Source organism: Lysobacter sp. Root604, from assembly GCF_001427505.1.
GTDB lineage: Bacteria > Pseudomonadota > Gammaproteobacteria > Xanthomonadales > Xanthomonadaceae > Lysobacter.
This window is the reverse complement of record NZ_LMGS01000009.1, coordinates 1,063,029-1,088,726: the sequence shown is the minus strand read 5'-3', so window position 1 is coordinate 1,088,726 and position 25,698 is coordinate 1,063,029. Positions and strand designations below refer to the sequence as shown.

The 25,698-nt window shown below is 69.2% G+C and carries 20 protein-coding genes; 11 read left to right on the top strand and 9 right to left on the bottom strand.

Annotated elements, in window-relative coordinates:
• Window positions 1-20: 20 nt before the first annotated feature.
• Complete coding sequence (locus tag ASD69_RS13040; protein ID WP_056178540.1) at window positions 21-446, bottom strand: RidA family protein; 426 nt, start codon at window positions 444-446, stop codon at window positions 21-23.
• A 256-nt stretch (window positions 447-702) separates the two neighbouring features.
• Here ASD69_RS13040 and ASD69_RS13035 point away from each other — a divergent pair, with 256 nt between their 5' ends.
• The gene (locus tag ASD69_RS13035) at window positions 703-1,404 is read left to right on the top strand and encodes a hypothetical protein (protein ID WP_056178537.1); all 702 of its coding nucleotides are present in this window, start codon (window positions 703-705) and stop codon (window positions 1,402-1,404) included.
• 73 nt (window positions 1,405-1,477) lie between these two features.
• Here the strand turns inward: ASD69_RS13035 and ASD69_RS13030 are convergent, their stop codons facing one another.
• Window positions 1,478-1,957, bottom strand: a complete 480-nt coding sequence (locus tag ASD69_RS13030; protein WP_056178534.1) for a nuclear transport factor 2 family protein — start codon at window positions 1,955-1,957, stop codon at window positions 1,478-1,480.
• Between the two features lie 63 nt (window positions 1,958-2,020).
• Window positions 2,021-3,016, bottom strand: a complete 996-nt coding sequence (locus ASD69_RS13025) for an alpha/beta hydrolase (protein ID WP_056178532.1) — start codon at window positions 3,014-3,016, stop codon at window positions 2,021-2,023.
• A gap of 174 nt (window positions 3,017-3,190) precedes the next feature.
• On the opposite strand from ASD69_RS13025, the gene ASD69_RS13020 reads away from it, so the two are divergent.
• From ASD69_RS13020 to ASD69_RS13010, 3 genes are all read left to right on the top strand, one after another.
• The gene (locus ASD69_RS13020; protein ID WP_056178529.1) at window positions 3,191-3,751 is read left to right on the top strand and encodes a TetR/AcrR family transcriptional regulator; all 561 of its coding nucleotides are present in this window, start codon (window positions 3,191-3,193) and stop codon (window positions 3,749-3,751) included.
• 157 nt (window positions 3,752-3,908) lie between these two features.
• Entirely contained in the window at window positions 3,909-5,615 is a 1,707-nt protein-coding gene (locus ASD69_RS13015) for a hypothetical protein (RefSeq protein ID WP_056178526.1), read from the top strand.
• Between the two features lie 184 nt (window positions 5,616-5,799).
• The gene (locus ASD69_RS13010; RefSeq protein ID WP_082576469.1) at window positions 5,800-7,332 is read left to right on the top strand and encodes an amidohydrolase family protein; all 1,533 of its coding nucleotides are present in this window, start codon (window positions 5,800-5,802) and stop codon (window positions 7,330-7,332) included.
• A gap of 76 nt (window positions 7,333-7,408) precedes the next feature.
• Here the strand turns inward: ASD69_RS13010 and ASD69_RS13005 are convergent, their stop codons facing one another.
• Complete coding sequence (locus ASD69_RS13005; RefSeq protein ID WP_255357236.1) at window positions 7,409-9,343, bottom strand: tetratricopeptide repeat-containing protein kinase family protein; 1,935 nt, start codon at window positions 9,341-9,343, stop codon at window positions 7,409-7,411.
• Window positions 9,344-9,795: 452 nt separating this feature from the next.
• Window positions 9,796-10,398: an ECF-type sigma factor gene (locus ASD69_RS13000; protein ID WP_162250653.1), complete on the bottom strand. Its 603-nt coding sequence runs from the start codon at window positions 10,396-10,398 to the stop codon at window positions 9,796-9,798.
• A gap of 205 nt (window positions 10,399-10,603) precedes the next feature.
• On the opposite strand from ASD69_RS13000, the gene ASD69_RS12995 reads away from it, so the two are divergent.
• Together ASD69_RS12995 and ASD69_RS12990 are read left to right on the top strand one after the other, a co-directional pair.
• Entirely contained in the window at window positions 10,604-11,431 is an 828-nt protein-coding gene (locus tag ASD69_RS12995) for a hypothetical protein (RefSeq protein WP_157499187.1), read from the top strand.
• A 22-nt stretch (window positions 11,432-11,453) separates the two neighbouring features.
• Window positions 11,454-12,002: a C39 family peptidase gene (locus tag ASD69_RS12990; RefSeq protein WP_056178512.1), complete on the top strand. Its 549-nt coding sequence runs from the start codon at window positions 11,454-11,456 to the stop codon at window positions 12,000-12,002.
• Window positions 12,003-12,101: 99 nt separating this feature from the next.
• Here ASD69_RS12990 and ASD69_RS12985 read toward each other — a convergent pair whose 3' ends face one another.
• The 4 genes from ASD69_RS12985 to ASD69_RS12970 form a co-directional block, all read right to left on the bottom strand.
• Window positions 12,102-13,472: an amino acid permease gene (locus tag ASD69_RS12985; protein ID WP_056178509.1), complete on the bottom strand. Its 1,371-nt coding sequence runs from the start codon at window positions 13,470-13,472 to the stop codon at window positions 12,102-12,104.
• Between the two features lie 91 nt (window positions 13,473-13,563).
• Complete coding sequence (locus ASD69_RS12980) at window positions 13,564-14,580, bottom strand: hypothetical protein (protein WP_157499186.1); 1,017 nt, start codon at window positions 14,578-14,580, stop codon at window positions 13,564-13,566.
• A gap of 80 nt (window positions 14,581-14,660) precedes the next feature.
• Window positions 14,661-15,599, bottom strand: coding sequence for an alpha/beta hydrolase (locus ASD69_RS12975; protein WP_056178505.1), 939 nt, complete (start codon window positions 15,597-15,599; stop codon window positions 14,661-14,663).
• Window positions 15,600-15,717: 118 nt separating this feature from the next.
• Window positions 15,718-16,155 carry a GNAT family N-acetyltransferase gene (locus ASD69_RS12970; RefSeq protein ID WP_056178501.1) on the bottom strand — a complete coding sequence of 146 codons (438 nt, stop codon included), beginning with the start codon at window positions 16,153-16,155 and terminating at the stop codon, window positions 15,718-15,720.
• Window positions 16,156-16,710: 555 nt separating this feature from the next.
• On the opposite strand from ASD69_RS12970, the gene ASD69_RS12965 reads away from it, so the two are divergent.
• Genes ASD69_RS12965 through ASD69_RS12945 form a run of 5 tightly spaced genes read left to right on the top strand, consistent with a single transcriptional unit; the run spans window position 16,711 to window position 25,696 of the window.
• Complete coding sequence (locus ASD69_RS12965; protein WP_056178499.1) at window positions 16,711-20,736, top strand: non-ribosomal peptide synthetase; 4,026 nt, start codon at window positions 16,711-16,713, stop codon at window positions 20,734-20,736.
• A gap of 7 nt (window positions 20,737-20,743) precedes the next feature.
• Window positions 20,744-22,072, top strand: coding sequence for a glycosyltransferase (locus ASD69_RS12960; RefSeq protein WP_235567208.1), 1,329 nt, complete (start codon window positions 20,744-20,746; stop codon window positions 22,070-22,072).
• Entirely contained in the window at window positions 22,069-23,421 is a 1,353-nt protein-coding gene (locus ASD69_RS12955) for a condensation domain-containing protein (RefSeq protein ID WP_056178493.1), read from the top strand. Before ASD69_RS12960 ends, ASD69_RS12955 begins: the two co-directional genes overlap by 4 nt.
• Window positions 23,418-24,398, top strand: a complete 981-nt coding sequence (locus ASD69_RS22250) for a glycosyltransferase (protein ID WP_056178490.1) — start codon at window positions 23,418-23,420, stop codon at window positions 24,396-24,398. The genes ASD69_RS12955 and ASD69_RS22250 overlap by 4 nt, the downstream gene beginning before the upstream one ends.
• A complete protein-coding gene (locus ASD69_RS12945; RefSeq protein WP_056178486.1) occupies window positions 24,395-25,696 on the top strand; it encodes a condensation domain-containing protein in 1,302 nt (433 codons plus the stop codon). Before ASD69_RS22250 ends, ASD69_RS12945 begins: the two co-directional genes overlap by 4 nt.
• Window positions 25,697-25,698 lie beyond the last annotated feature (2 nt).

The window sequence follows — 25,698 nt, the reverse complement described above, 5'->3', positions numbered from 1 at the left end:
AGCGCGCGGGCCGCGCGCGACTAGGCGGCCAGGGCCGCGATCGCCTCCACCTCGAACAGCATGCCGTCCAGGGCCAGGCGCGGCACCGGGATCAGGGTGCACGCAGGCTTGGCGGCATCGCCGAACGCGGCCTGCAACTCGGCCCCGAACACATGCAGGCGTTCCTCGCTGTGATCGACGATCAAGACGGTCAGTTTGGCGACATCGGCGGTGCCGGCCCCGGCCGAGGCCAGTGCGGTCTTGAGATTGGCCAGCGCCTGGCGCACCTGATCGCGGAAGTCGGGCGACAGGCGTCCATCGGCGGTTTCGCCGCCCTGGCCGGCGACCAGCAGCCAGCGCGTCGCGCCGCTCACGCTGGCCAGATGGGAATAGCCGTTGGGCGCGGGGTCGTAGAGGCCCGCGGGATTGGAAAGGCTCAGCACCGGGGTCGGATGAAAGGTGGTCATGGTCGTCCTGTTGGGGGAATGAATGCCGTCGGAGATGGCGACCGCGACGGCGCGATCAAGCGCGCGCCGCACAGCCGCCATGAGCTATGCGGACACCGGGACGACGATTCAGCGCGGATCCGCGTGACATCGCCACCCGCCCTGTCGCCGTCGGTCCGGGCGCAAACCTCACAACCGCGGCCCCGCCGCGTTGATAACGACAGGCGGACCCGTGCGCGCGTCCGCCTTCCTTATCACGCGCGCATGGAGACGCGACATGAGCCTTGCAACACACAAGTTCGCCCATGCACTGCTGGGCGCGGCGTTCTGGCTGGCCGTGCTGGGTTGGAGCGGCGCGGCCGCGGCCGCCTGTCCGGGCGCCAGCCCCTGCGAAACCATCCACGTTTACCGGATCCAGTCCTGGCCGACGATCCAGGTCGACGCCGCCGGTCGGCCGCTGATTTCGATCCAGGAAGCCAACGGCGCGGACGAAAAAGCCTTCGCCCTGGCGGTGGCCGGCCAAGTCGGTTCGAAGGCGCTGGCGATCCGCTACAACGTCACCCGCATCGAAGACCCGCCCAACGACTACTGCGAGTGCAATCTGGAGAACAAGAACAAGGGCTGCCCCTCCAACCTCGCGCCGGAGCTGCTGCACCAGTGCGCGCGCGTCTGCCGGCGCGGCGCCTTGGACTCCTGCACCGGCACCGGCTTCAACGTCAAACAGGACAGCGGCGGCAAGTGGTACGCGTTTCCGGCCGCCACTCAATGCGGCGGCGCGCGCAACGTCTGGAAGAAGCACGCCTTCGGCGCGGTGAAGCCCACGTCCTGCGACTGGCTGGAGAACTCGCGCGTGATCAAGCAGGTCAGCTGCATCGCGACCGCGCTCGCCGCCGATCCCTTGGTCGGTCTGGACGCACTGTTCAACAACGGCGCGCCCTGCCCCGCGATCGCCGAAGCGACGCTGGAGTACCTGCCCTAAGCCGGGCTGCGATCGGCAATGCGCGCCCGCCTTATCAGGTGGGCGCGCGGCGCCGGCTCGGGCTGGGCGGCGTTTACAGGCCCAGCTCGCTCAAGCTCGGGTGATCGAGCGGACGCGGGCCCCAGGAATCCCAATGGAACTTGCGTTCGCCGGTCTCGATCGCCAGGTCGTTGATCGATGCGTGACGCTGGCGCATCAGGCCGTCGGCGTCGAATTCCCAGTTCTCGTTGCCGTAAGCGCGGAACCACTGGCCCGCCTCGTCGCGCCACTCATAGGCGAAGCGCACCGCGATGCGGTCCTCGCAGTAGGCCCATAGCTCCTTGATGAGCCGATAGTCGAGCTCCTTCGCCCACTTGCGGGTCAGAAAGTCGACGATCGCGGGTCGGCCGCTGAAGAACTCGGCGCGATTGCGCCAGGCGCTGTCCTGGCTGTAGGCGAGCGCGATGCGTTGCGGATCGCGGCTGTTCCAGGCGTCTTCGGCCGCGCGCACCTTGGCGATCGCGGTTTCGAGGGTGAAGGGCGGCAGCGGTGGGCGGGATGGGTTTGCGTTCATGGCTGTCTCTGGATCGGAAGAGAGCGGAACAGCGCTCCGGCGTGCCGGAGCGCTGCGGGCAGTTCATTGCTTGGCGAGGAAGTCGCGGATCAGCTGCGCGATCCGCGCGCCCTGGGTTTCCAGGGCGAAATGACCGGCATCCAGCAGATGCACCTCGGCCTTGGGATTGTCGCGACGGTAGGGCTCGGCGCCCGCGGCCAGGAAGATCTGATCGTTCTTGCCCCAGATCACCAGGGTCGGCGGCTGATGCTTGCGGAAGTAGGCCTGCCATTGCGGGTACTTGGGCAGATTGTTGCGGTAGTCGTAGATCATCGCCAGTTGGATGTCGGTGTTGCCGGGCCGGTCCAGATAGGCCTGGTCCAGCGTGTAGGCGTCCGGGCTCACCAGCGACGGATCCGGCTCGCCGTGCAGGTACTGCCAACGCGTGCCTTCCAGGGTCATCGCGGCCTGGCGCAGGTGCTCGCCGTTGGCGGCGCTGTGGTCGTTCCAGTAGGCCTTGATCGGGTCCCAGAACTTGCCGATGCCTTCGAGATAGGCGTTGCCGTTCTGCACGATCAGCGCATCGACGCGCTCGGGATGCGCGCTGGCCAGGCGGAAGCCCACCGGCGCGCCGTAGTCCATGAGATACAGCGCGTAACGCGGCAGCTTGAGCTGGCGGGTGAACCCGTCCATCAGCACGGCGTAGTGGTCGAAGCTGTACTCGAACTCGTTCGGCGCCGGCGTCGCGCTGCGGCCGAAGCCCGGATAGTCGGGCGCGATCACCCGATAGCGATCGGCCAGGCGCGGGATCAGGTCGCGGTACATCTGGCTGGAAGTCGGAAAGCCGTGCAGCAGCAACAGCACCGGCGCATCGCGCGGGCCGGCCTCGCGATAGAAGATCTCCACGCCGTCGACCTTGACGGTGCGGTAGTGGACGGCGCTGGGATCCTGGCGTTCGATGCCGGCGGAGGGCGTCTGGGCCAGCGCCAGCGGTGCGGCGAACACGCTGGCGGTCGCCAGCAACAGGGCGGCGGCGGTGCGCAGGCTGGGCGAGGACTTGCGTGCGGTCGGGACGGACATGAGAGGGCTCCTTGGGGTTGGCTTGTGTTTTTGTACCGAACGATCGGTACAATAGATTCGGATACCCCACCCGTCAACGCCGACAATGCGGACGCAGCGTTGCAGCGGTGGCTACATTGACCGCGCCGCGCACTGCAACCATATTGGACCGATCGTTCCATCCGACTGACCGCCATGCCTGCCCCTCTGCTCTCCCGCGATGCCGTCGTCGACCGTTTGCTGGGCGCGTTCCGCCGCCACGGCTACGACGCCGCGTCGCTGGGCCAGTTGTCCGAAGCCACCGGCCTGGGCCGCTCCAGCCTGTACCACTACTTCCCCGGCGGTAAGGAAGACATGGCGCGCGCCGTGTTCGATCGCGTCGATGCCTGGATGCAGGACGAGGTACTGGCGCCGATGCAGGGCAGCGGCACGCCCGAGCGACGCCTGGCCAAGGTGATCGCCAAGCTCGACCACTTCTACGGCGGCGGCGCCGAGGCCTGTCTGTTCGGCAATCTGGTCGTCGGCGATGCGCGCACGCTGTTCCAGGATCGGCTCAACGCGTCCTTGCGCGGCCTGATCGACGGATTCGCGCGACTGGCGCGCGAGAAGGACGGCGTGTCCGCGCGCGAGGCGCAGCGCCGCGCCGAGGACGCGGTGGTGCGCATCCAGGGCTCGCTGATCGTCTCGCGCGCGATCGCGGAATCCGAGCCGTTCCGCCGCGTGCTCAACAGCCTGCCGCAGCAACTGCTGGGCTGAGCGCGAGCTTCCGTCGCAACCGCATAGGAGATCGAACGCGCCGCCCGCGACCGTTCGTCGCCAGCCTGGCCGATTCCGCGTTGCCGATTCGTTCGTTGAGAGTGGCGCCTGGGCTTAGGGCGCGGAACGGATTCCAGGCACGACAAGGAGGTTGGCCATGCCGAACAGCGCGGACATGCTGTGGTTCAAGACCCGTTTCGCCGCGCGCGTGGCGCCGGCGCTGGTCGACACCCCGCTCACCCTGGACCTGATCACCGCCCTGGCCTGCCAGGAAACCGGCGAGGTCTGGCCGCTGCTGCGGCGCACATCCATGAGCGAGGAACGCATCCTGGCCCTGTGCGTGGGCGACACCCTGGACGCGAACGCCGGCCGCAGCGCGTTTCCGCAAACCAAGACCGCGCTGCTGGGCGTCGCGCGCGGCGACGAGATGTTCGCGATCGCGCGCCAGGCCCTGGTCGACATGGCCGCGCACGTCGAGGCCTACCAGGGCGCCGCGTCGCGGCCGAACAAGTTCTGCCATGGCTTCGGCATGTTCCAGCGCGATCTGCAGTTCTTCCGCGACGATCCGGACTATTTCCTCGAACGCCGTTACGAGCAGTTCGAGCAGACGCTGGAGATGTGCGTGGCCGAGCTCAAGCGCGGCCTGCGCAAGTTGCGCCTGCAGGACCGTCCGGCATTGACGACGATGGAGTTGGCCTCGGTGGCGATCGTCTACAACACCGGCGGCTTCAAGCCCGAACGCGGGCTGCGCCAGGGCCATTTCGACGGCCAGCGCTTCTACGGTCAGGCCATCTTCGATTTCATCCGTCAGGCCCAGACCGTGCCGACGCCGGACGCACCGGCGCCGCTGCCCACTCCGCGCCCAGGCGAGGCGGCCGTGCCTCCGCCCGCCCCGGTCACCGCCACCGGACCCTTCTTCCGCGTCGACACCCGCGTCTCGACCCTGCGCCTGCGCAGCGAACCGCGCGTCAGCCGTCCGCCCACCGCCAACGTCAAAGGCGAACTGCCGGACGGGCATCCGGTGCGCGCAATCACCGGACGCGCCGTCAACGGCTTCATGGAGGTCGAAACCAGCCTGTTCGGCGCGCTGCTGCGCGGCTTCTGTTCGACCCAGTTCCTGGTCCGCGACGGCGGCATCGGCGAAATTCCAGTGGTCGAACCCGCACGCGACCCGCCGCGCACCGGCGTGGTCGCGGTGTTCATGCCGCGCCGGCCGGGCACGGTCACGCGCCGTCGCGACGCCGCTGGCGCGCATTCGCTCAACGAGGACGGCCAGCCCGAACGCTCCGGCGCCACGGCGCCGGAACTGCGCGAGAACCTGGCCCGAATCATCGACTGGCTCGCGGTCGACAAGCCCGGCCACAAGCGCTACCAGCCGCATTCGGGCCTGACCTTCTGCAACATCTACGCCCACGACTACTGCCATCTCGCCGGCGTCTATCTGCCGCGCGTGTGGTGGAGCTCGCCGGCGATCGAAAAGCTGCGCCGCGGCCAGACCGTCGAGCCGCTGATCGGCAACACTATCTTCGAGGTGCGCGCCAACGACCTGTTCCGCTGGCTGCGCGATTTCGGTCCCGAGTTCGGCTGGCGCCAGGTCGCTTCGCCTACGCGGCTGCAGGAAGAAGCCAACCAGGGCGCGGTGGCGCTGATCGTGGCGAGGCGCAAGATCGAGGGTAAATCCGGGCATATCCTGCCAGTGGTGCCCGAGACCGAAACCGAACGCGCGCACCGCACCGCCAATGGCGAGGTCGACAAGCCGCTGCAAAGCCAGGCCGGCGTCAGCAACTTCCGCTACGGCACCAGCACCGCCAACTGGTGGAAGGACGAGCGTTTCGCCGAAAGCGCGTTCTGGGTCCACGCCTGAGCTGTTCGGCCGGCGCGGCGCGGTCGGGGGACCGCGATGCGCGGGAGGCGGCGCGCCCCACGTCCACACGGACGACGTGGGGCGCGCCGGCTAAACCCTGACGCCGCTGCGGGCATCGCATCGAGGAGGCGCGACGACGAGGGTCGCACCCGTATCATGGCCCTGGCAATGCGTGGAGCGGCGAATGAAGGCTTTGTGGTTGGCGGCGGCCTTGTGCGTCGCAGGTAGCGTACCCGTGGGCGCGGCCGAGCCGGCGGCTGCAAAGCCCGATCGCGGCGTCTGGGTGATCCGGGATGTGACGGTAATCCCCGCCGATACCGATGAAGTGCTCGCGCACCGCACTGTGGTGATCCGTGAGGGTCGCATCGCGGGTATCCAGGCACTTGGCGCCCTGCTCCATCCGGCGGGGGCACGCTACATCGACGGCCGCGGCAAATTCCTGATTCCCGGCCTGGTCGACGCGCACGTCCATATCGCCACCGAAGGCGCGCTGCGCGACAGCAAGAATCCGCTGCTGGCCGGTCTCGATACCGGTGCCGACCACGTCTACGACCGCCACGTGCTGCTGAGCTTCCTCAAGGCCGGCGTGACCGGCGCGGCCAACCTGGGCGGCGGCGCGCACAGCGACGAGGACCTGCTATGGCTGCGCGACGAGATCGCCGCCGGCCGCATCCTTGGGCCGCGCCTGTACGTGGCCAAGCGCATCAACGGGCCGCGCGCGGAAGTCGCTTCGCCGCGTCCGGCCGAAGTGCCGGCTTCCAAGCCCGGCGCGCCGACCACCGCCGCCGACGGCATCGCCGCCGTGCGCGCCGCGCGCGAGCGCGGCTACGACTTCATCAAGCCCTATCAGTTCCTCAACCGCGAGACCTACCAGGCCGTGGTCGAGGAAACCCGGCGCCAGGGCATGGTCAGCTCCGGCCACCTGCCCGAACTGGGCTGCGGCGTCTGCGCCGACCGCGCCTTCGCGTTCGCGCATCCGCTGGACAACATCGCCCACAGCGAGGAGCTGGGCCGCTACGGCCGCGAATCCGACTTGGCGCCGCGCGATATCGACGCGCTCGCCGAGCGCGTCGCGCGCGGGAAGATCGGCGTCACGCCGACCCTGATCACGCTCAAGCAGATCCTGCACATGTACGTGCAGCGCGAAGTCCCGCCCGTGCCCGGCGACTGGCTGGCGCTGGTCGATCCGGTCACCCGCCTGGACTGGGCGCCCGCGAACAACCCCTATCTCAGCGCGAAATTCCGCAACCAGGACGGCGCCGATACCTTCTCGGCCGGCTACGATTTCTCGCGCCTGCTCACGCGCGAACTGTGGAAACGCGGCGTGCCGCTGACCGTCGGCACCGACGCCCCCCTGCCGGGTCTGGCCTTCGGCGTTTCGGTGCACCAGGAAATGATCGAACTGCGCGAGGTGGGCCTGTCGCCGCTGGAGGTGCTGCGCGCCGCGACCGTCAACGCTCACCGCCTGTTCGACCGCCAGGGCGGTAGCGGCGCGGTACGCGTCGGCGAGCGCGCCGATCTGGTCCTGCTGGACGCCGACCCGCTGGCCGACCTCCGCAACGTCGCCCGCATCGACGGCGTGTTCGTGCAGGGCCGCTGGCTGCCGGCGGCCAGGATAGAAGCGATGCTGAAGGAGTCGGATCGGGAGATGCGCGAGCTCTCGCAACGCCTCCAGGCCCGCCAGGCGGCAGCGGAGCGATCCAAGCCAGCGCCCTGACGGATGGATCGCGGGCCTACGCCCCTGCGCCCCCGGGCGATCGGCCAACGCCACCGCGCGACCCGAACCGCTGGACCTATAAGCCGCGCCCGGACCGACGCCGCATCGAAGCCACCACGGTCGACGCCTTGGCGCGATCCGAAGCATGCGGCAGCAATTGCGCCCGGCCCAGATCCACGTCGCGGCTCAGCGTGCTGACGCAGCGATTGGCGTAGCGGGTGCTGGCGTCGTACCTCGCATAGGCCGCGCGCGCTTCGTCGATGCGGCCCGCCTGCGACAGCGCGAGCGCCAGGGCCCCGTCGACGACATGCAGGTTCCAGCGCGCCTCCATCCCGGGCTGCGCGGCCAGCCGCCGCGTCGCGCGGTAATAGGCGATCGCCTTGTCGAACTCGCGCGTTCGCAGATACCACTCGCCGAGCGCGCGGTAGACCCACACTCGCGACCCGGGGTCATCGGCCAGCCTCTGCAGTTGTTCGATCTCGGCGACAACCGGTCGCGCGCGCTCGATCTCGCCGCTGCGCAGCAAGGCGATCGCGTACACGGCTTGGGTGCCGATGCTCCAGGTATGCCGCGGACCGAACGCGATTTTGCGAGCGCTCAGACTGCGCGCCGCCCATACCTCGGCAGGCACAGGGTCGTTGCCGCACAGATAGAGCACCGCCAGGTGATCCATGTAGGCGGCGGTGACGCCGTGCTGCTCCCCCAGCAGATCGATGAGGGTCTCCACCTCGCGCTGGAAGCGCTGGGTGGATTCGCGATGCCGGCCTAGCTCGCCCAGGGCCACGGCAATGCGGATGCGCGCGATGACGGCATTGCCGCTGCGCGGGCCGCTGGCAGCGCTGGTCAGGCCTGCGGCCCGCTCGCCGCTGAGCAGGGCCTGCGCGGGGTATCCGGCCGCCGTCTGGCAGACGCTGAGACTGCTGTAGGCATCGCCGAGCTCGCTCCCGCCTACGGCGCCCGGACGCTCCAGGATGCCGGTATAGGTAGCGATGCATTCGGCATAGCGATTGCGCAGCATCGCATTCCATCCGCGCGCCGCTTGAATGCGCCATTCCATCGAGGATGGCGCATCGACTCGGTAGGGGAACGCGGTCTGCAGTTCATCCAGGCGCGCTTGCGCACGATCCGGATAGCCGCGGTGCATGTCCACGGTCGCGCGCAGCAGACGCGCATCCGCGACCGCCCTCGTGCTCGCCCTATCCGCTCCGCTCAACAGCACGATGGCGCGATCGGCGGCGCGCTCGGCCGCAGCGTAACGCCCCCGCGAGATCAGCCCCTTGCCGAGCGCGACGAGGATGCGGCCAGCGGTACCGGGGTGCTCGCGAAAACGCGATTCGGCCGCTGCGATGCCCTCCTCCAGCGTATCGGCGATGGACTTGTCGTGGTCGCGCCCTTCGAAGGGATCGCTGGCGGCCAGGATGTTCTCGCTCAGGAAATCGTTGACCGCGACGGTTTCGTCGCGCGCCAGCCGTAGCCGCGACCGCTCCTGCGCCGCATAGACCACAAACCCCGTCACCAGCGCGGTCGCGGCCAAGGTCGCCAGGGCGATGCCGATCGTACCGAGGGGATGGCGGCGGACCGTCCGGCCCAGGCGGTACAGATAGCCGGCTTGCCGCGCCGCGACCGGCTTGAGTTCCAGGTATCGGATCAAGTCGTACTTCAATGCGGTGACGGTGGGGTAGCGCCGCGCGGGATCGTCCTGGGTGGCCATGCCGATCACGGCCAGCAGGTCCTGGCCCGGTTCGCGCAGGTTGCCCGCCCGCAGTACCGCGTCCAGCAGACGACCGAGCTGCCAGACGTCGGACGGCGTGCCGACGTGTTGCATGGCGCGCTGCTCGGGGCTGGCGTAGCCCGGTGTGAACGCGGCGGCCTGCTCCTCGTCCTGAGCCAGGCCGGCGATCCCGAAATCCAGCAACTTCGCCTGCCCTTGCGGGTCGACCAGGACGTTGCCGGGTTTGATGTCGCGGTGGATCACCAGCCGACTGTGGGCGAACTCGAGCGCCCGCAGCACCGGCAGCAACAAGGCCACGCGCGCGCGCGCTCAGCGCGTTGGCCTGCGCATGCCGATCGATGGGCAGCCCTTCCACGTATTCCATCGCGAACCACGGATGTCCGTCGTCGGTGTGCCCGCCATCGACGAGGCGGGCGATATTGGGATGCGACAGCCCGGCGAGCACCTGGCGTTCGCGGCGGAACAAGGCTTCGCCGGTCGGCGACTGGGCCGCGTCCGGCAACCATTTCAGCGCGACCGTCTGTTCGAAGTCGCCTTCGCAGCGCTCGGCCAGATAGACCTGCCCCATGCCGCCGCGCCCCAACTCGCGCACGATCCGCCAGGCGCCCACGCGCGCGCCCGCCATCAGCGCACGGTCGGCGAGCCGGGTGCGCAGCAGGTCCTGGAACAGCGCGCCGCGCAGGATCCCTTGCGGTTCGAGCAGGCGGTCGCGCAGCGCCATGCGGGGACGCTCAGCCCGTCTCGTCGGCCAGATCGCGCAGGCGCGCACGCGCGCGCTGCCATAGCCGCTGCGCCGACCGTAGCGGCAGATCCATTGCCGTCGCGGTCTCCTCCTCGCTCAGCCCGCCGAACAGCCGGCATTCCACCACCCGCACCAGTCGGGCATCGGTTTCGCCCAATCGCTTGAGCGCGGCGTCGATCGCCAGCAGTTCTTCGGCCTCGGAGTAGACCGCTTGCGCGATATCCAGATCGGCCTTGCCCAGGGTGGTGTGGGCGTGATCGCCTCCGCGCTTCTGGGCGAGGTGATCGCGCGCGTGGTTGATCAACAGCTGACGCATGACCATCGAGGCCAGCGACAGGAAGTGGGCACGGCTCTCGATATGGTCGGCGCCCGAACGGTCCAGACGCAGGTAGCAGTCGTGCACCAGCGCGGTCACCTCCTGCGCGGCGGCCCCGGCGCTGGCGCGCCGCGCCAGGCGTTTCAGATCCGCATACAGCAGATGCACCACGCGATCCCAGGCGGCATCGTCGCCGCCGCGCGCGCGCCCCAGCAGCACGGTGATTTCCCCTATGCCCGCAAGCGTCGGCTCGGTCCGTTCAGGTCGCTCGATCACGGCGGCTCCAGGTGCGGCGGTTGCCGCGGCGCGCACGTCGTCCATCGCGTGCGACTCACGCTATATCACCGGCCGCGTTTTCGAGCTCCGAATTCGCAAGCCGCAAGCGCTCAAAACACAGGCAGCGATCACGAATTCGCGTGATGCGCTGCGGAAATCGGCGATGGCTGGCGGATCGCGCGTCGCTATCGGGTAGCTCCATACGATGGCATCGACAGGACGCCCGCTTATCCCCGCGATTACGCCTGAACAATTCCATCGCATATGCGCACATCAACGACACCATTTTGGAGATTCATTGATGAAAACCAGGCACATCAGAAACGCAGTCATCTCGCGCGCGATCGCCCTAGGCCTGATCGCGGCCGCCGCCACCTTCTCTGCCGCGGCGCAGTCGCCGGCCGCCGAGGGAAGGATCGCGTTGCGCGATCAATCGAATACGACGCTGCGCGTAGCGGCCGAACAGGGTCTGCGCACGATGATGTCGGAGTTGGCGCGCGGGCAGGCGGCCAACGCGCGCGTTCCGGCGGACTTTCCGATCGCGGTAGCGACCTTCGGCGAGCTTCGCAAGGTGTCGCTGGGTGCCGGCTTCGAGGTGAACACGATCGACCCGGCGCCGCTGATGTTCGCCAAGCAGACGGCCGATCTGAGCCGCATGACGCGCGGCACCGATACCTGGAAGTTCATGCTCCTATCCGATGGCCGGCCGGTGGGCCTGCTGGACATGAACAAGGTCCAGGGCCGTTGGCAAGCGATCGGCGCTGGCTCATCGAAGCTGGCCGAGGATCTCGCCGCATCCGCGCCGGCAACCGGGGCCGGCGCGTTCCGCTTCGTGCGCATCTATCAGGCCACCTCCGATCTGATCGAAGTGCGCGGCGCCAACAACACCGCGCATTACGTGCCGCTGCGGTCGGCGCGGCGCTCGCTGTCGCTCTCCGACGCGGCGGCGAAAAGCGCGACCTTGACCAGCGAGGAACTGCTGCCCTCGTTGCAATCCGCCGTGCAGGGCAACCTGCAGCGCGGCAGGCAGTGACCCACTACTTTCGGAGAAAGCCATGAACCTCAAGAACAAACTCTCCACTGCCCTGCTGCTGGCGCTGAGCGCCGTCGGCACCGCATCGGCCGGCGTGCTCAATGTTCCTCTGCACATGCAGGAACACAGCAACTGGTGCTGGGCCGCCTCGGCCACGATGATCCTGCAGTATCACGGCAGGCCTTTGGCGCAGTGCACCTTCGTCAACAAGGCGTTCAACATCAACTACGCCTGCGGCAACAGCACCTTTTACTGGAACAGCCCCGCCAATCAGGGCAACTGGAACTACTACGTCGACGACCACATGAACTACTACTGGGGCGGGATGCGCTTCTATCAGCAGAACGGCTACCTGAGCCAGGCCGATCTGCAGTACCGCATCAATGCCAACAAGCCCTTCATCATGTCCTGGCGCTGGAGCAACGGCGGCGGCCACGACGTGGTGGTGAAGGGGTATTCGGGCAGCTACGTGTACTTCAACGACCCCTGGGACGGCAGCTATACCCGCACCTACGCTTCGACCGTATCGGCGCCCGATCGGCATTGGGAAGACGTGCTGGTGCAGTACTGAGGCCGCTGCGCGCCCGCTCCACGGCGAGCGGGCGCGTGATGAGCGCAAGCGCACTCGCACCACGGCCCACCAGCGTCGCCGGGGTCCTCTCTGGCGGCGTTACCCGCGCATCCGCCGCGCGATCTCGCTGATCGCGGCGATACCCAGGGTCAGCGCGATCGTCGACAGCAGCTGCATGCGCGGGCCCTCGGTGAGCAGGGCCAGCGCGATCACACCGCCCAGCATCGCCAGGCCCAGCCAGGTCAGGTAGGGAAAGGCGTTCATGCGGAACGGCAGCGGCGTGCCCAGGCGGTCGGCGCGACGGCGCAGGATCAGCTGCGAGACCAGCGACATGCCCCAGACCAGCAGGCAGGTCGAGCCGACCACGTTCAGCAGCGCCGGCAGCACACGCTCGGGATACCAAAGTTCCAGCAGCGCGGCGAAGAAGCCGAACGCGACGCTGGCCAGCACCGCGGCCACCGGCACCTGGCGGCGGTCGACGGCGGCCAGGAAGCGCGGCGCTTCGCGGCGTTCGGCCAGCGAATAGATCATGCGCGAGGCGCCGTAGAGGTTGGCGTTGAGCGCCGACAGCAGCGCGATCACGGCGACCAGGGTGATCGCGGCGGCCGCGCCCGGGATGTTGGCGACCTGCAGCACCGCCGCGAACGGCGACTTCAGCGACTCGCTGGTCCAGGGCACCACCGCGATGATGACGCTGACCGAGCCGATGTAGAACACCAGGATGCGCCAGGCCACGGTGCGGATCGCGCGGGTGATGCTGCGCACCGGGTCCTGGGTCTCGGCGGCCGCGACCGCGACGATCTCGGTGCCGCCGAAGGCGAAGATCACCACCAGCAGCGCCGCGCCCACGCCGGCCCAGCCCTTGGGCGCGAAGCCGCCGTGATCGACGAAGTTCGACAGCCCCGGCGACTTCACCTCCGGCAACCAGCCCAGCAGCAGCGCCGCGCCGACCGCGATGAAGGCCAGGATGGCGGCGACCTTGAGGATCGCGAACCAGAATTCGAAGGCGCCGAAATTCTTGACGCCCAGCAGGTTGATGCCGGTGAACACCACCATGAACAACAGCGACATCATCGCCACCGGCAGCCCCGGCCAGACCGTCGCGAGCAGACCCGCCGCGCCCACCGACTCGGCCGCGATCACGATCACCAGCTGCGCCCACCACAACCAGCCCAGGGTGGCGCCGGCGGTGGCGCCCATGGCGTCGGCGGCGTAGACCGAGAAGGCGCCGCTGGCCGGCTTGGCCGCGGCCATCTCGCCCAACGCGCGCATCACGATGATCACCAGCACGCCGGCGATCAGGTAGGACAGCAGCACCGCCGGACCGGCCGCCTGGATACCCACGCCCGACCCCAGGAACAGCCCGGCGCCGATCGCGCTGCCCAGGCCCATCATCACCAACTGACGCGGTTTCATCGCGTAGCCCAGCTGCGGTTCGGCGGGGCGGGCGGTCGTGGATTCGGGCGTCATTCGGCCATCTGCGATCGGAGCGGTGAAGGCGGAACGATACAGCAGCGGGGGCCGGGACGCGGGCCGTCGGCGCCACCGGAAGCCGGTCCCGCTAGGACCGCCCGCTTTGAATGTCCCGCCAAAGCTCCGGCGTAGGCGTCCAATCGCCCTCGCCAAGGATGGCCAGCGCCAGATTTTCGACCGGGTAGCCCAGTTCCGCGATCGCCGCTGCGGCGCCGCCGTCGTCCAGATGCGCAGACAGCGCGAAGCGGATGAAGGAGTCGTGATCGCGAGCGATCAGCAGGGTCATTTTCTTGGCCAGATCGTAGGACAAGCTATTGCCGTCGTCGCTGCGCAGGAACGAGGTACCGGCCCAGAATTCCTGGATGCGCTCACGATCCCAGAACACTCGGTGCTTGTGCGCGATCTCCTCCAGCGAGTAACCCGATGCGCGCGGATCGGCCAGGCTCGGAAACAATGCATGCTCCGTGTTGACCGCCATGCCCTCGTTGAGCCAGGCCGGTATCGGCAGATGCGACAGCAAAGCGTGAGTCAGTTCGTGCGCGATGACCGGCCGCATCGCGTCCATATCGAACGCCGACAGCGCGAAGTGCCCGTAGCCCGCCTGGATGAATACTCCTGAAGACATGGCGTACACGCCACCGTCGTCGGGGTAGTAGTGATCGATGTAGTCGTAATACGCGTCCTGATCGGCGAACACCAGGCAGACATGCTTCCCGCCACCCACCGGATGGGCCAGCGTCCCCAGATTGCCCATGATCCGACGCCGTGCGTGCTCGCAAAACGACAGGAACTTTCGCGCGTCGCCGTCCGGCAACCCCGCCAGCAGCAGGAATCGCTCAGACGTATGCACGCGGTAAACGTCGGGGCCCAGCGCTGCCGCAAGCTCGCGCAACCAGTTATCCGCCGCCGCGGTCCAGAAGGCGTCGCGTTCGGACTCCGACCAGAGGCCGTCCTCCGCTACCGCGATGCGCTCCCAATCCGGCACCGGCTGGCGTGTGTCGGCCAGCCAATGCATGGTCACCTGCGGGGGTGCGGACGCGGCGGGCGGCGCGTGCGCCGCGGACTCGGGCGCAGCGCGAAACCAAGCTCTCAGTCGATCCAGCATGGGGCCTCCGGCAGAACGGCCAGGGTAACCCGCCCGGGCGAGGCGAGCCCAGAGGCCCCAGTCGGAGCAAACCGCAAGACTCAGTGCGCAGCTTCGACCTGCTCCGCCCAGCTTTTGACATCCTTGGTGCCATCCAGGAACGGCAGCACCGTGGTCGCCAGGCGCGGCGAGGCGAAGATGTCGTAGTGGGTCAGGTCGGGCAGGATCGCGAGACGGTTCTGGGACAAGGTCTCGCGGCCCCAACCGGCATCCTGCAGGCCGCCGCCCAGCAGTTGGTAGAACTTGACCATGTACTCCGGGCGGTACATGTCGCCGTCGCCGTAGACCAGCATCACCGGCAGCTTCAGCTGCTTTACCTCGGCCGACCAGTCGAAGTGAGCGCGCATGAAGTCGCCCAGGGTGTCGAGCAGGCGCGGGAACTCGTCGACGTTCGGCGCGACCGCGGCGTAACTTTGGTACATCGGCGTGTCCTTCATCATCGGTGCCGCCGCGGCGGTCAGGCCGTTCTGCTGCGCGCGGATGCCGGGATAGAAACCCTCGTCGGAGTAGGCCGCCGACACCAGGGCCAGGCGTCGCACGCTGGCCGGCTTCTGGATCGCCATGCGCAGCGCCACGCAGCCGCCCAGCGAATAGCCCAGCACATCGACCTGCGGGTGGCCGAGCTTGGCGACCAGCGCGGCCATGTCGTCGGCGTTGGCCTGACAACTGAAGGGCCGATCGCCCAGCGGCGTGCGGCCATGGCCCTGATAGTCGACCGCGATCACCTGACGGTGCGCGGCCAGCTGCGGCAGCACGGCGCCGAACATATCGGTCGAGCCCAGGCCGCCGTGCAACAGCAGCAAGGGCTCGCCCTTGCCGTGAATCTCGTAGTAGTAATCGATGCCATCGATCTTCTGACGGCCCTTGGTGACGGCGGCGCTGATCTTGGCCGCGGGACGGGTTTCGGCCGCGGATACGGCGGCGGGCAGCGCCAAGGCGATGGCGGTACAGGCCCACAGGGCCAGGTCGAGCAGTTTCATGGTCGGTCTCCGGTGAGGTCCGGCGCCGGAATGGCGCCGAGTCTTTGCTCTCACTGGAACGACGAACCGCGGTGGCGCGAATCGACATGCCCGACGAAACTTTTTTCGCCCGCGCCGCTCAGTCCTCCGTCACCAGCCCGGTCTCCAGCGCGCGCTCGCGGTTGAGGAAAATCGCCATCGCCGTGCGCATGCGCAGGAAGCCGAGCTTGCGATAGAAGCCTTCCTTGCCCGGGTTGGCGTAGAGGATGATCTTGCGATGGCCGGCCGACAGCGTCTTCAGGCGCTCGATGATCGCCTTGCCCAGGCCGCCGCCCTGATAGTCCGGATGCACGGCGATGTCGCACAGATAGGAGCAGTCCAGACCGTCGGCGAGGGCGCGGCCGGCGCCGACCAGGCGCTCGCCGTCGTAGACGAAGCACACATAGCGGCTGTTGCCGAACACCACCGCCAGATCGGCCGCGGGCTTATCGCCCAGCGGCGCGATCCGGTAGAGCTCGGACAGCCGTTCCCAATCGATACCTTCGAGGTCCAGTCGCCATTCCATCGTCGTCGTCATCTCATACGCTCGCAGGGCGCCTGTCGCGGCGCGGTGGTCGGGGGCGCGGGCGCTGGGTGGCCTGCACCGACCCAGCTTAGGCTGGCACTGGTTCCTTCTACGATCCAGTCTTGGTGAGCTCAGTGGAACGAGGTTTCGAGTTCCGGATCGACCTGGACGGCAGCGGCGGACGCCTGGGCCAATTGCACCAGTGATTGCGCGCGGCGATCCTCGACCGGCGCCTGCGCCCGTCCGATCGACTTCGAGGCTTTCTAAAGCGTTCGCGCGCGACCAGGCGCCGAACTCGCGACGCGCTCGCCGATTCTCAAGCCGGTCGCGGAGCATCTCGCACGCGCACTGAGTGATTCCCCTCACGAGGCGCGCGTCACGACGGCGTGACGTTGTTGCAGTACACAACGAATCCACAATCGACTTCACAGTTCCAATTTCACGGTGATGGCAACCTGAGCTTGAGTTCGGACTTGAACTCATCACCGACACGTCTGGACGACACCATCGCACCGGAGGCGGCAGGCAGCCGCGGCCACTCCGGCGATGCGCACAAGGAGCAGTGCGATGAACGATGCGCGTGCAGTCTCGTTGCCGCTGTCCGTGGCCCAGCTCGGATTGTGGTTCAGCCAGAAAATCGCCGGGCCTGGCGCCAATTTCAATCTCGCCGAGGCGATCGAAATCCACGGCTGGATCGATCCCGGCCTGTTCCTGCGCGCCTTGCGCCAGGTCTCGTCGGAAGCCGAGGCGGTGCGCCTGCGTCTGATCGACGTCGATGGCGTACCGCGTCAATGCGTGGTCGGCACGCGCATCGATGCGTTTCCGTACTTCGATTATTCCGAACTGAGCGATCCCGACACCGCGACCGCGGCGGCCGAGGCCTGGATGGCGCACGAGCTGAGCACGCAAACCGAGGTGGACGATCGTCCCTTGTGGGTGTGCGCCTTGTTCAAGATCGCCCACGACCGCCACGTCTGGTACCACCGCGCGCACCACATCGTGCTGGACGGCTACGCGGGCGGCCTGATCGCGCGCCGCGTGGCCGAGGTCTACTCCGCCTATGCGCTCAATCGCGAACCGGACGCCAGCGGCTTCCATTCGCTGGCCTCGCTGCTGGAATCGGAGGAGAGCTACCGCGCATCCGACCGTTGCCGCCGAGACCGCGAGTACTGGCACGAGCAGTTGGCCGATCTACCGGAACCGGTGACGCTGTCGCGACGGCAGGTGCGCGGCGACGGCGGCCTGCGGCGCAGCACCGGCTACCTCGACAGCGAGCGCACCCGGCGTTTGCGCGCGCTCGGCAAACAACACGCGGCAAGCCTGCCGCAGGTGTTGATCGCCCTGATCGCCGCCTACTACTTTCGCGCCACCGGCGCCGCCGATCTGGTGCTGGGCATGCCGGTCAGCGGCCGGGTCAACCATCAGCTGCGGCATACCCCGGGCATGCTCGCCAATGCGGTGCTGCTGCGCCTGCGCATGCGGCCGCAACAGAGCATAGGCGAGCTGATCGCGCAGGTCGCGCGCGTGGTCGCGCAGGCGCTGCGCCATCAGCGCTATCGCTACGAAGACCTGCGCCGCGAGCTGGGCCTGATCGGCCAGGGCCAGCGCGTGGCCTGGCTGGGCGTGAACATCGAACCCTTCGACTACGCGCTGGATTTCGGTGGCGCCACCGGCGTGCCGCGCAATCTTTCCAACGGCTCGGCCGAGGACCTCACCGTCTTCGTCTACGACCGCGGCGACGATGGCGGCTTGCGCTTCGACTTCGACGCCAATCCCTCGCTGTACGGCGACGCCGAACTGGACCAACACCGCCGTCGCCTGCAGCGCCTGATCGACGCCGCCCTGAGCGATCCCGCCGCCGCGTTGTGCGCGATCGATGTCATCGGCGAGGAAGAACGCGAGCGTCTGCTGCGGCACTGGAACGACACCGCCGCGCCCTTGCCCACCGCGACCCTGCCGGCCCTGTTCGCCGAGCAGGCCTGGCGCAGCCCGGAGGCGGTGGCCGTATGCCACGGCGAGCGGCGCCTGAGCTATCGCGAACTGCACGTGCGTAGCCTGCACGAGGCCAACCGCCTGATCGAGCGCGGCGTCGCGCCCGGCCAGATCGTGGCGATGGCGCTGCCGCGCGACGAGAACCTGTTGGTGGCGATGCTCGCGATCGGCTTCGCCGGCGCGGCCTATCTGCCGCTGGACCCGGAAGCGCCGGAGGAACGTCTGGCGAACATGCTGGACGATGCGCGGCCGGTGTTGTTGCTGACCTCGGCGGAACTGGCGCCGCGGCTGGCGCGGCTGTCCACGCCGCTGGCGACGTTGGCGCCGGCCGAACTCGCGCCGTCGCTCGCGACACCACGTGCGTTCGACCTGTCCACGCTGCGGTCGCGCGCCTACGTGCTCTACACCTCCGGCTCCACCGGCCTGCCCAAGGGCGTGGAGGTCAGTCACGCCAATCTGAGCAATCTGCTGGAGGCCATGCGCCGCCGCCTCGCGCCCTTGGCCGCCGATCGCTTCCTCGCGGTCAGCACCGTGATCTTCGACGTCGCCGCGCTGGAACTGTTCCTGCCCCTGATCGTGGGCGCGCGCACCGTGATCGCCGGCGCCGACATCGTGCGCGATCCCGCGCGCCTGGCCGGCCTGATCCGCGAGCACGGCATCGGCTATATGCAGGCCACGCCCTCGCTGTGGCGCATGCTGCTGTCCAGCGGCGACACCGATCTGAGCGGCGTGCATGCGCTGGCCGCCGGCGAAGCGCTGTCGGCCGAACTGGCGCAGCGGTTGGCGGCGTTGGCGGATCGGGTCAGCAATCTCTACGGTCCGACCGAGACCAGCGTCTACTCCACCGCGATCGAATTGTCGGCCGCCGACCTGGCCGCGCCGCCGATCGGCCGCCCGATCCGCAACACCCGCGTGTACGTGCTCGACGACAGCGGCGGACTGGCGCCCAGCGGTTGTCCGGGCGAGCTGTACATCGGCGGCGCCGGCGTCGCCCTGGGTTACCTCAATCGGCCCGAGTTGACCGCTCAGCGATTCCTGCCCGACCCTTTCGACCCCGACGGCGGGCGCATGTACCGCAGCGGCGACCGCGTGCGCTGGCGCGAGGACGGCGTGCTGGAGTACCTGGGCCGCAGCGATCAGCAGGTCAAGATTCGCGGGATCCGGGTCGAGCCGGGCGAAATCGAAAGCCAGCTGATGCGGCATGCCACGGTCGGCGAGGCCGCGGTGATCGCCGAGCCCGCCGGCAGCGAAGGCGGCCTGCGTCTGACCGCGTATCTGGTGCCGGCCGCGGGCGAGACCATCCGCATCGACGCGCTGCGCCGGCATCTGGCCGAGCGACTGCCCGACTACATGATTCCCAGCGCGCTGGTGAGCCTGCCGGCGCTGCCGCTGACGCCCAGCGGCAAACTCGACCGCAAGGCCCTGCCCGCGCCGGAACGCGGCGAACGCAACGGCTTCGTGGCGCCGCGCACGCCGGTGGAGCGCAAGCTCGCGGCGATCTGGAAGGAGCTGCTGGGGCTGACGCGCGTCGGCGTCCACGACAACTTCTTCGAACTCGGCGGCGACTCGCTGATCGCCGCGCAACTGATCGCGCGCCTGCCCGAGCGCTTCGGCAAGCGTCTGCCTGTCGCCAGTTTGTTCGAAGCCTCGACCATCGCCGGCCTGGCCGCGCTGCTGGAACACACCGACCACGAGCACGGCGACCCACTGGGCGTGGTGCTGTCGCTGCGCCGCGCGACCACGCCCAGCGCGGCCCCGCGCCCGCTGTTCTGCATCCATCCCATCGCCGGCCTCAGCCTGGGCTACTCCGGCCTGCTGCGGCATCTGGACCCGGCGATGCCGGTGTACGGCCTGCAGGCGCGCGGCTTGCGCGGCATGGATCGCCTGCCGGACAGCATCGACGAGATCGCCGCCGACTACCTCGCCCAGATCCGCCGCATCCAACCCGAGGGACCGTATCGCCTGCTCGGCCGCTCGCTGGGCGGCCTGATCGGCCACGCCATCGCCGCGCAGATGAGCGAACAGAGCGAGCGCGTGGAACTGCTGGCGATGATCGACAGTTATCTGTTCACCGCCGGCGCGCCCGGGCAGGCGCGCGAGCCCGGCGACGAAGTGCGCGCGGCGCTGGACTTCCTGGGCATCGCGCCCGGGCCCGGGCCGGCGCCGCGCACGCTGGACGAACTGGCGCCGGCCCTGCTCGCCTACAACGCCCGTTCTATGCCGCTGCTGCGCGAGATCGCGCGCGATCATCCGCGCTTCGTCGAGCATGCCTTCGCGGTGATGCGCAACAACTTGGCGCTGGCGCGCCGGCATGCGCCGCGTCGCCTGGACCTGGACCTGGTCTACTTCCACGCCACCCAGCGCCTGAGCGACCCCTCCGCGCTGATCGAACACGATCCCGAGACCTGGCGGCCCTATATCGGCGGCCGCTTCGAACTGCACGCCTTGGACTGCCACCACGAGAGCGTGCTCGACACCCTGCCCGCCGCGCGCATCGGCCATGTCCTGAGCCGACACCTGGAGCGGCTGCAACCGCGCAGCGCGGCCTGCGCGAACGCAGGCGACGACGGCCTGCAACCGCGCACGGTGGCGCATGCCTGAGCCGACCATGAGCGCCATCCGACCGATCGCGATCTTCACCATCGGCACGCTAGGCGACGTGCTGCCCTGCGTCGCCCTGGGCCAGGGATTGCAGCGCGCCGGCTATCCCGTGCGCATCGTCACCAGCGCCAACTTCGCCCCGCTGGTGGGCGAAGCGGGCCTGGATTACTACCCGCTGACCGCCGACTTCGAGGCCATGTTGGCCGCCGACCGCAGCATCGCCGACCGCGGACTCAACCTGTACGCGATGGCGCGCACCTTCCGCGAGCGCTATGCGCATTGGGCCCGCCACTGGACCGCCGAAGGCCTGGCGGCCAGCGAAGGCGCCGGCCTGTTGATCGGCGTCAGCAATGCCATCCAGTTGGCCAAGGCGATGTCCGAAGCGCGCGGCCTGCCGTTCGCGGTCGCGCGCCTGCAGCCACTGACGCCGTCGCGCCTGCTGCCGCCGATGGTGATGGCAGGCGGCCGCGGCCGCCTGCCCGGCGCGCTCAGTCTCGGGCTGTACCGCCTGATCCACCTGCTGGTCTGGTACGTGATGAAGCCGGCGATCAACGACATCGTGCGGCCGCAACTGGGCCTGCCGCGCTACCCCTGGTACGGCCCGCATCTGGGCCGCAACGCCCAGCGCGAGAAAACCCTTAACGGCTACAGCCCCAGTCTGCTGCCGCGCCCGGCGGACTGGCCCGAGAGCTCGCAGGTCACCGGCTATTGGTTCGCGCAGAACACCGCCTGGCGGCCCGACGACGCCTTGCAAGCCTTCCTCGACGCCGGCGACAAGCCGATCTACGTCGGCTTCGGCAGCATGGTCAACGCCGACGCGGTCGCGTTCACCCGCACCGTGCTGGACGCGGTCGAGCGCAGCGGATTGCGCGCCGTGCTCGCGACCGGCTGGGGCGGCCTGGACGGCGCCGACGGCGCGCGCGACGGGCGCTGCTATTTCCTGCGCCATGCCCCGCACGACGCCTTGTTCCCGCACATGTGCGCGGCCGTGCACCACGGCGGCGCCGGCACCACCGCGGCGGCGGTGCGCGCCGGCATTCCCTCGGTGGTCGTGCCCTTCTACGGCGACCAGCCGTTCTGGGCGCGCTGCCTGCACGCGCGCGGCGTCGCGCCGCCGGCGGTGCAGCGCAAAGGCCTGGATGCGGCGCGACTGGCCGCCGCCATCGCCGCCACCCAGACGCCAACGATGCGGCAGGCGGCCGCGCGGCTGGGCGACACGGTGCGCGCCGAAGACGGCATCGGCAATGCGCTGGCGCAGCTGCGCGCCTGGGGCCTGGTCGAGCCGATCGCCGATCCGGTACTGCCCCAGCGGCGGCACCTGCGGAGCGTGGCATGAACGCGTCGCCGGGCCGCCCGCTGAGCTTGTTCGAACGCGCCCTGTACGGCGACGGCACCCTGCCGGGCAACGTCGTCGTCACCGCCTGCATCGAAGGCCGGATCGAGCCGGCCGCGCTGCTGCGCGCGCTCGGCCACGCGCAGGCGCGGCATCCCCTGCTGCGCTGCCTGATCGTGGAACGCGAGGGCCGGCCTTGGTTCGAGCTGCGGCGCACGCCGCCGCAGATCCCGCTGCGCATCATCGATCGCCGCAGCGACGAGGACTGGGTGACCTGGTCGGACCGCGAGCTGCAACGCTGCTTCGACGGCAGGCGCGAGCCGCTGGCGCGCCTGTTGTGGTTGCGCGGCGAGCACCGCAGCGAGCTGGTGCTGATCTGCCATCACGCGATCTGCGACGGTCGTGCGCTGACCCACCTGCTGGGCGAACTCCTGCGCGATTGCGACGGACAGGAGCGCGCGGTCGAGACCCGCGACGCGCTGCCCGGTTTCGCCGATCTGTTGCCCGCCACGGTGCGCGCCGATCGCGGCCTGCAGCGCAGCATCCGCTGGCGCGCGGCCGCCCTGGCGCTGGCCTTGCGCCTGTTGGTACGCGATCGCCCGGCGCAACGCTACGGTGCGATCTACCGCGAGCTGTGGATGCTGGACGAAGCCGCCAGCCGGCGCCTGTCCGAGCAATGCCGCGCGCAGCGCGTGAGCGCCTATGTCGCCATCAGCCTGGCCTTCGTGCTGGCCTTCCGCGCGGTCTGCGGCGCGCGGCGCATCCAGCGCTTCGTCGCCCCGGTGGACATGCGCAGCCTGCTGCCGAACATAGGCGACGACGATCTGTTCGGCATCGCGCCCACGGTCGAGCTGCGCCCCGGCAAGACCGGCGCCGGCACCGCCGCGCCGGAGGAATTCTGGACGCGCGCGCGCGCCCTGCAGGCCGACCTGCAGCGCAAGATCGAAGTGCTGCCGGCCAAGGTCTATCGCAACTTCCTCGGCCTGGAACGCCTGCACGGGGTATTCGAGCGCATGGCCGTGTACGGCCGCTCGCGCCGCGCGGGCCGCCAGCTCACCCTCAGCAACCTCGGCCGCCTGTCGCTGGCGCAGGACTACCGCGGCTTCCACTTGCGCGCGGTGCGCGCCATCTCCGGCGTGGTCGGCGCGACGCCCGCGCATCAGCTGGTGATCTCGCGCTACGCCGGCCGCTACGACTTCGCGCTGTCCTCCGATCAGGAGTCGCTGCCGCGCGCGCAGGCGCTGGAGATCCGCGAACGCGCGACGGCCCTGCTGCTGGCGCTGACCGCGCCGCAAACGCAGCCCCGCGCCGAGCCCGCCCCCGCCTCCGCCGAACCGGTGCGCGCCGCATGAACCGCTATGGCCTGATCTTCGTGCTCTACCAGCCCGACGCGGAGTTCGTCGACAACCTGCGCCACGCGCGCGAGATCTGCGCGGATCTGGTCGCGGTGGACAATACGCCCGAACCCGACGCGGCCCTGCACGCGGCCCTGCATCGGGAACGCATCGATGTCCTGGTCAACCGCAATCGCGGCGGCCTGGCGGGGGCCTACAACCGTGGCGCCGAGGTGCTGCTGGCGCGCGGCTGCGAGGTGATCTTCCTGCTCGATCAGGATTCCAAGATCGAGGCCTCGTTCTTCACCGCGATGATGCGGGCCAGCGCCGAGGTCGGCGGCGACAGTTTCGTGCTTGGGCCGCGCGTGTACGAGATCAACCTGCGCAAGTGCATGCCGACCTTTCCGCCCGGCCGGCGCTTCCCCAGGCCGGTGCGCATGACCGAACGCGAGCACGGCCTGTTCCCGACCCTGTTCGTGATCTCGTCGGGCTCGGCGATCTCGGCGGCGGCCTATCGCAAGCTCGGCGCCTTCCGCGAGGACTACTTCATCGAGTACATCGATATCGAGTACGGCCTGCGCGCATCCAGCCAGGGCGTGCCGGTGTACGTGAACGCCGATGTGACCATGCAGCAGACCACCGGCCATATCCGCCGCCACGGCAAGCTCTACACCACCCACCACGTCGCCTGGCGCCGCTACTACGGCGCGCGCAATGCGGTGCACTGCCTGCGCCTGTACAAGGCGCATTGGGGCCTGCATTGGCTGAGCGGCGCGCTGGCCCTGCACCAGGGCCTGTGCGTGGCCCTGTTCGAGCCGGACAAGCTGCGCAAGCTCACCGCCATCGCCTGCGGTTACCTGGACGGCCGACGCGGGCGGTTGGGCACTTTCGAACGTCTGCATCCGCGCATCCACGCCTATTGCACCCGCGCCAGCCGCGATGCGCATCCGGCGGAGCACGCCAAGCCCGCATCCGCACCGGGAGACGCCGGGTGAGCCGCCCGCTGTCCACGATCGAGCAGTTGATCGACGGCTGCATCGTCTACGCGCTGAGGATCGAGGGCGAGATCGACGAGACCGACCTGCGCAAGGCGATCGCGCGCGTGCAGGCCAAGCACCCGGCCTTGCGCGCGACCCTGCGCACGCAAGGCGCGGCGGTGCGCTACGTCGACGACGGTGCGGGCCCGATCCCGCTGCGCGCGCTGGCGCTGCGCGGCGGCGGCGACGCCCGCCGCGAGATCGACCTCGAACTGCAGACGCCGTTCGCCGAGGGCCAGCCGCAGCTGCGCCTGGTCTGGCTGCGCGGCGCCGGTCGCAGCGAACTGCTGTTCGCGGCCTCGCACCGCATCTGCGACGGCATGAGCCTGCTGATCGTGGCCAGAGAGACCTTGCGCGCCTTGCACGACGACGCCCCGCTGCTGCCATACCCGCCGCTCACCGCCGCCGATATCGTCGGCGACTACAGGCCCGAGCATCCGCGACGGCGGCGCTGCGTCGCCGGCCTGATCGGCCTGGCCCTGCGGCTGCTGCCGCCGATGGCGGCGCCGCGCAATCGTGAGCACCACCTGGAATGGAGTGCGGGCGCGGTGCTGTCCAGCGCGCTGCGCCAGCGTTGCAAGCGCGAGGACGTGTCGGTGCACGCCGCCCTGCTGGTTGCCCTGGATGAGGCCTTGCTCACCTCCCTGGGCCGCGAACAGGTGCCGGCCTGGATCGAAAGCCCCATGGACGGCCGGCGCGGGCGCGTGCCGGCGCTGGCCGACGATCGCCTGTTCTACGGCGGCGGCGGCCTGAAGTTCCGCACCGGCCAGGACAACGGCACCGGCTTCTGGGAGCGCGCGCGCGACGCGCATCGCTCGATGCAGGCGCAGATCGAACGCGAGAGCCGTGAGATTCCCAGCCGCTACCACTTCTGCGAGCTGATCCGGCCGCCCGCGCCGGCGCGCTTGAACGCGCTGATCCGCTTCGGCAACGCGCTGGGTCTGAAGGGCAGTTGGAACCGCATCACCCTGTCCAACCTGGGCCAACTCGATCTGGTCGAAGACCACGCACCGTTCCGCCTCGAGGACTTCCGCCTCTACGTGCACTCGCATTCGGTGCGCGCGCTGGGCCTGATGGTGTATTCCCTGCACGGACAGATCCGCTTCTATTGCATGGGCGACGAGCACTGCATCGACCTCGACCGCGCCCAGGCCCTGCGCGAAGCCCTGATGGCGGTGCTGGAAACCCAGGTCGCGCGCGCGCCGACCGCGGCGGCTCCGCACGCGCGCGTCGAAGACGCGGCCCTGGCCGGCTGAGC

What these genes read in the sequence shown, in the direction of transcription:
- ASD69_RS13035 (WP_056178537.1), top strand. Translation starts at nt 703, where the DNA reads ATGAGCCTTGCAACACACAAGTTCGCCCATGCACTGCTGGGCGCGGCG.
- ASD69_RS12960 (WP_235567208.1), top strand. Translation starts at nt 20,744, where the DNA reads ATGAGCGCCATCCGACCGATCGCGATCTTCACCATCGGCACGCTAGGC.
- ASD69_RS12970 (WP_056178501.1), bottom strand. Translation starts at nt 16,155, where the DNA reads ATGACGACGACGATGGAATGGCGACTGGACCTCGAAGGTATCGATTGG.
- ASD69_RS13020 (WP_056178529.1), top strand. Translation starts at nt 3,191, where the DNA reads ATGCCTGCCCCTCTGCTCTCCCGCGATGCCGTCGTCGACCGTTTGCTG.
- ASD69_RS12955 (WP_056178493.1), top strand. Translation starts at nt 22,069, where the DNA reads ATGAACGCGTCGCCGGGCCGCCCGCTGAGCTTGTTCGAACGCGCCCTG.
- ASD69_RS12995 (WP_157499187.1), top strand. Translation starts at nt 10,604, where the DNA reads ATGGCATCGACAGGACGCCCGCTTATCCCCGCGATTACGCCTGAACAA.
- ASD69_RS12980 (WP_157499186.1), bottom strand. Translation starts at nt 14,580, where the DNA reads ATGCTGGATCGACTGAGAGCTTGGTTTCGCGCTGCGCCCGAGTCCGCG.
- ASD69_RS13025 (WP_056178532.1), bottom strand. Translation starts at nt 3,016, where the DNA reads ATGTCCGTCCCGACCGCACGCAAGTCCTCGCCCAGCCTGCGCACCGCC.
- ASD69_RS13030 (WP_056178534.1), bottom strand. Translation starts at nt 1,957, where the DNA reads ATGAACGCAAACCCATCCCGCCCACCGCTGCCGCCCTTCACCCTCGAA.
- ASD69_RS22250 (WP_056178490.1), top strand. Translation starts at nt 23,418, where the DNA reads ATGAACCGCTATGGCCTGATCTTCGTGCTCTACCAGCCCGACGCGGAG.
- ASD69_RS12990 (WP_056178512.1), top strand. Translation starts at nt 11,454, where the DNA reads ATGAACCTCAAGAACAAACTCTCCACTGCCCTGCTGCTGGCGCTGAGC.
- ASD69_RS13015 (WP_056178526.1), top strand. Translation starts at nt 3,909, where the DNA reads ATGCCGAACAGCGCGGACATGCTGTGGTTCAAGACCCGTTTCGCCGCG.
- ASD69_RS12985 (WP_056178509.1), bottom strand. Translation starts at nt 13,472, where the DNA reads ATGACGCCCGAATCCACGACCGCCCGCCCCGCCGAACCGCAGCTGGGC.
- ASD69_RS12965 (WP_056178499.1), top strand. Translation starts at nt 16,711, where the DNA reads ATGAACGATGCGCGTGCAGTCTCGTTGCCGCTGTCCGTGGCCCAGCTC.
- ASD69_RS13010 (WP_082576469.1), top strand. Translation starts at nt 5,800, where the DNA reads ATGAAGGCTTTGTGGTTGGCGGCGGCCTTGTGCGTCGCAGGTAGCGTA.
- ASD69_RS12975 (WP_056178505.1), bottom strand. Translation starts at nt 15,599, where the DNA reads ATGAAACTGCTCGACCTGGCCCTGTGGGCCTGTACCGCCATCGCCTTG.
- ASD69_RS13040 (WP_056178540.1), bottom strand. Translation starts at nt 446, where the DNA reads ATGACCACCTTTCATCCGACCCCGGTGCTGAGCCTTTCCAATCCCGCG.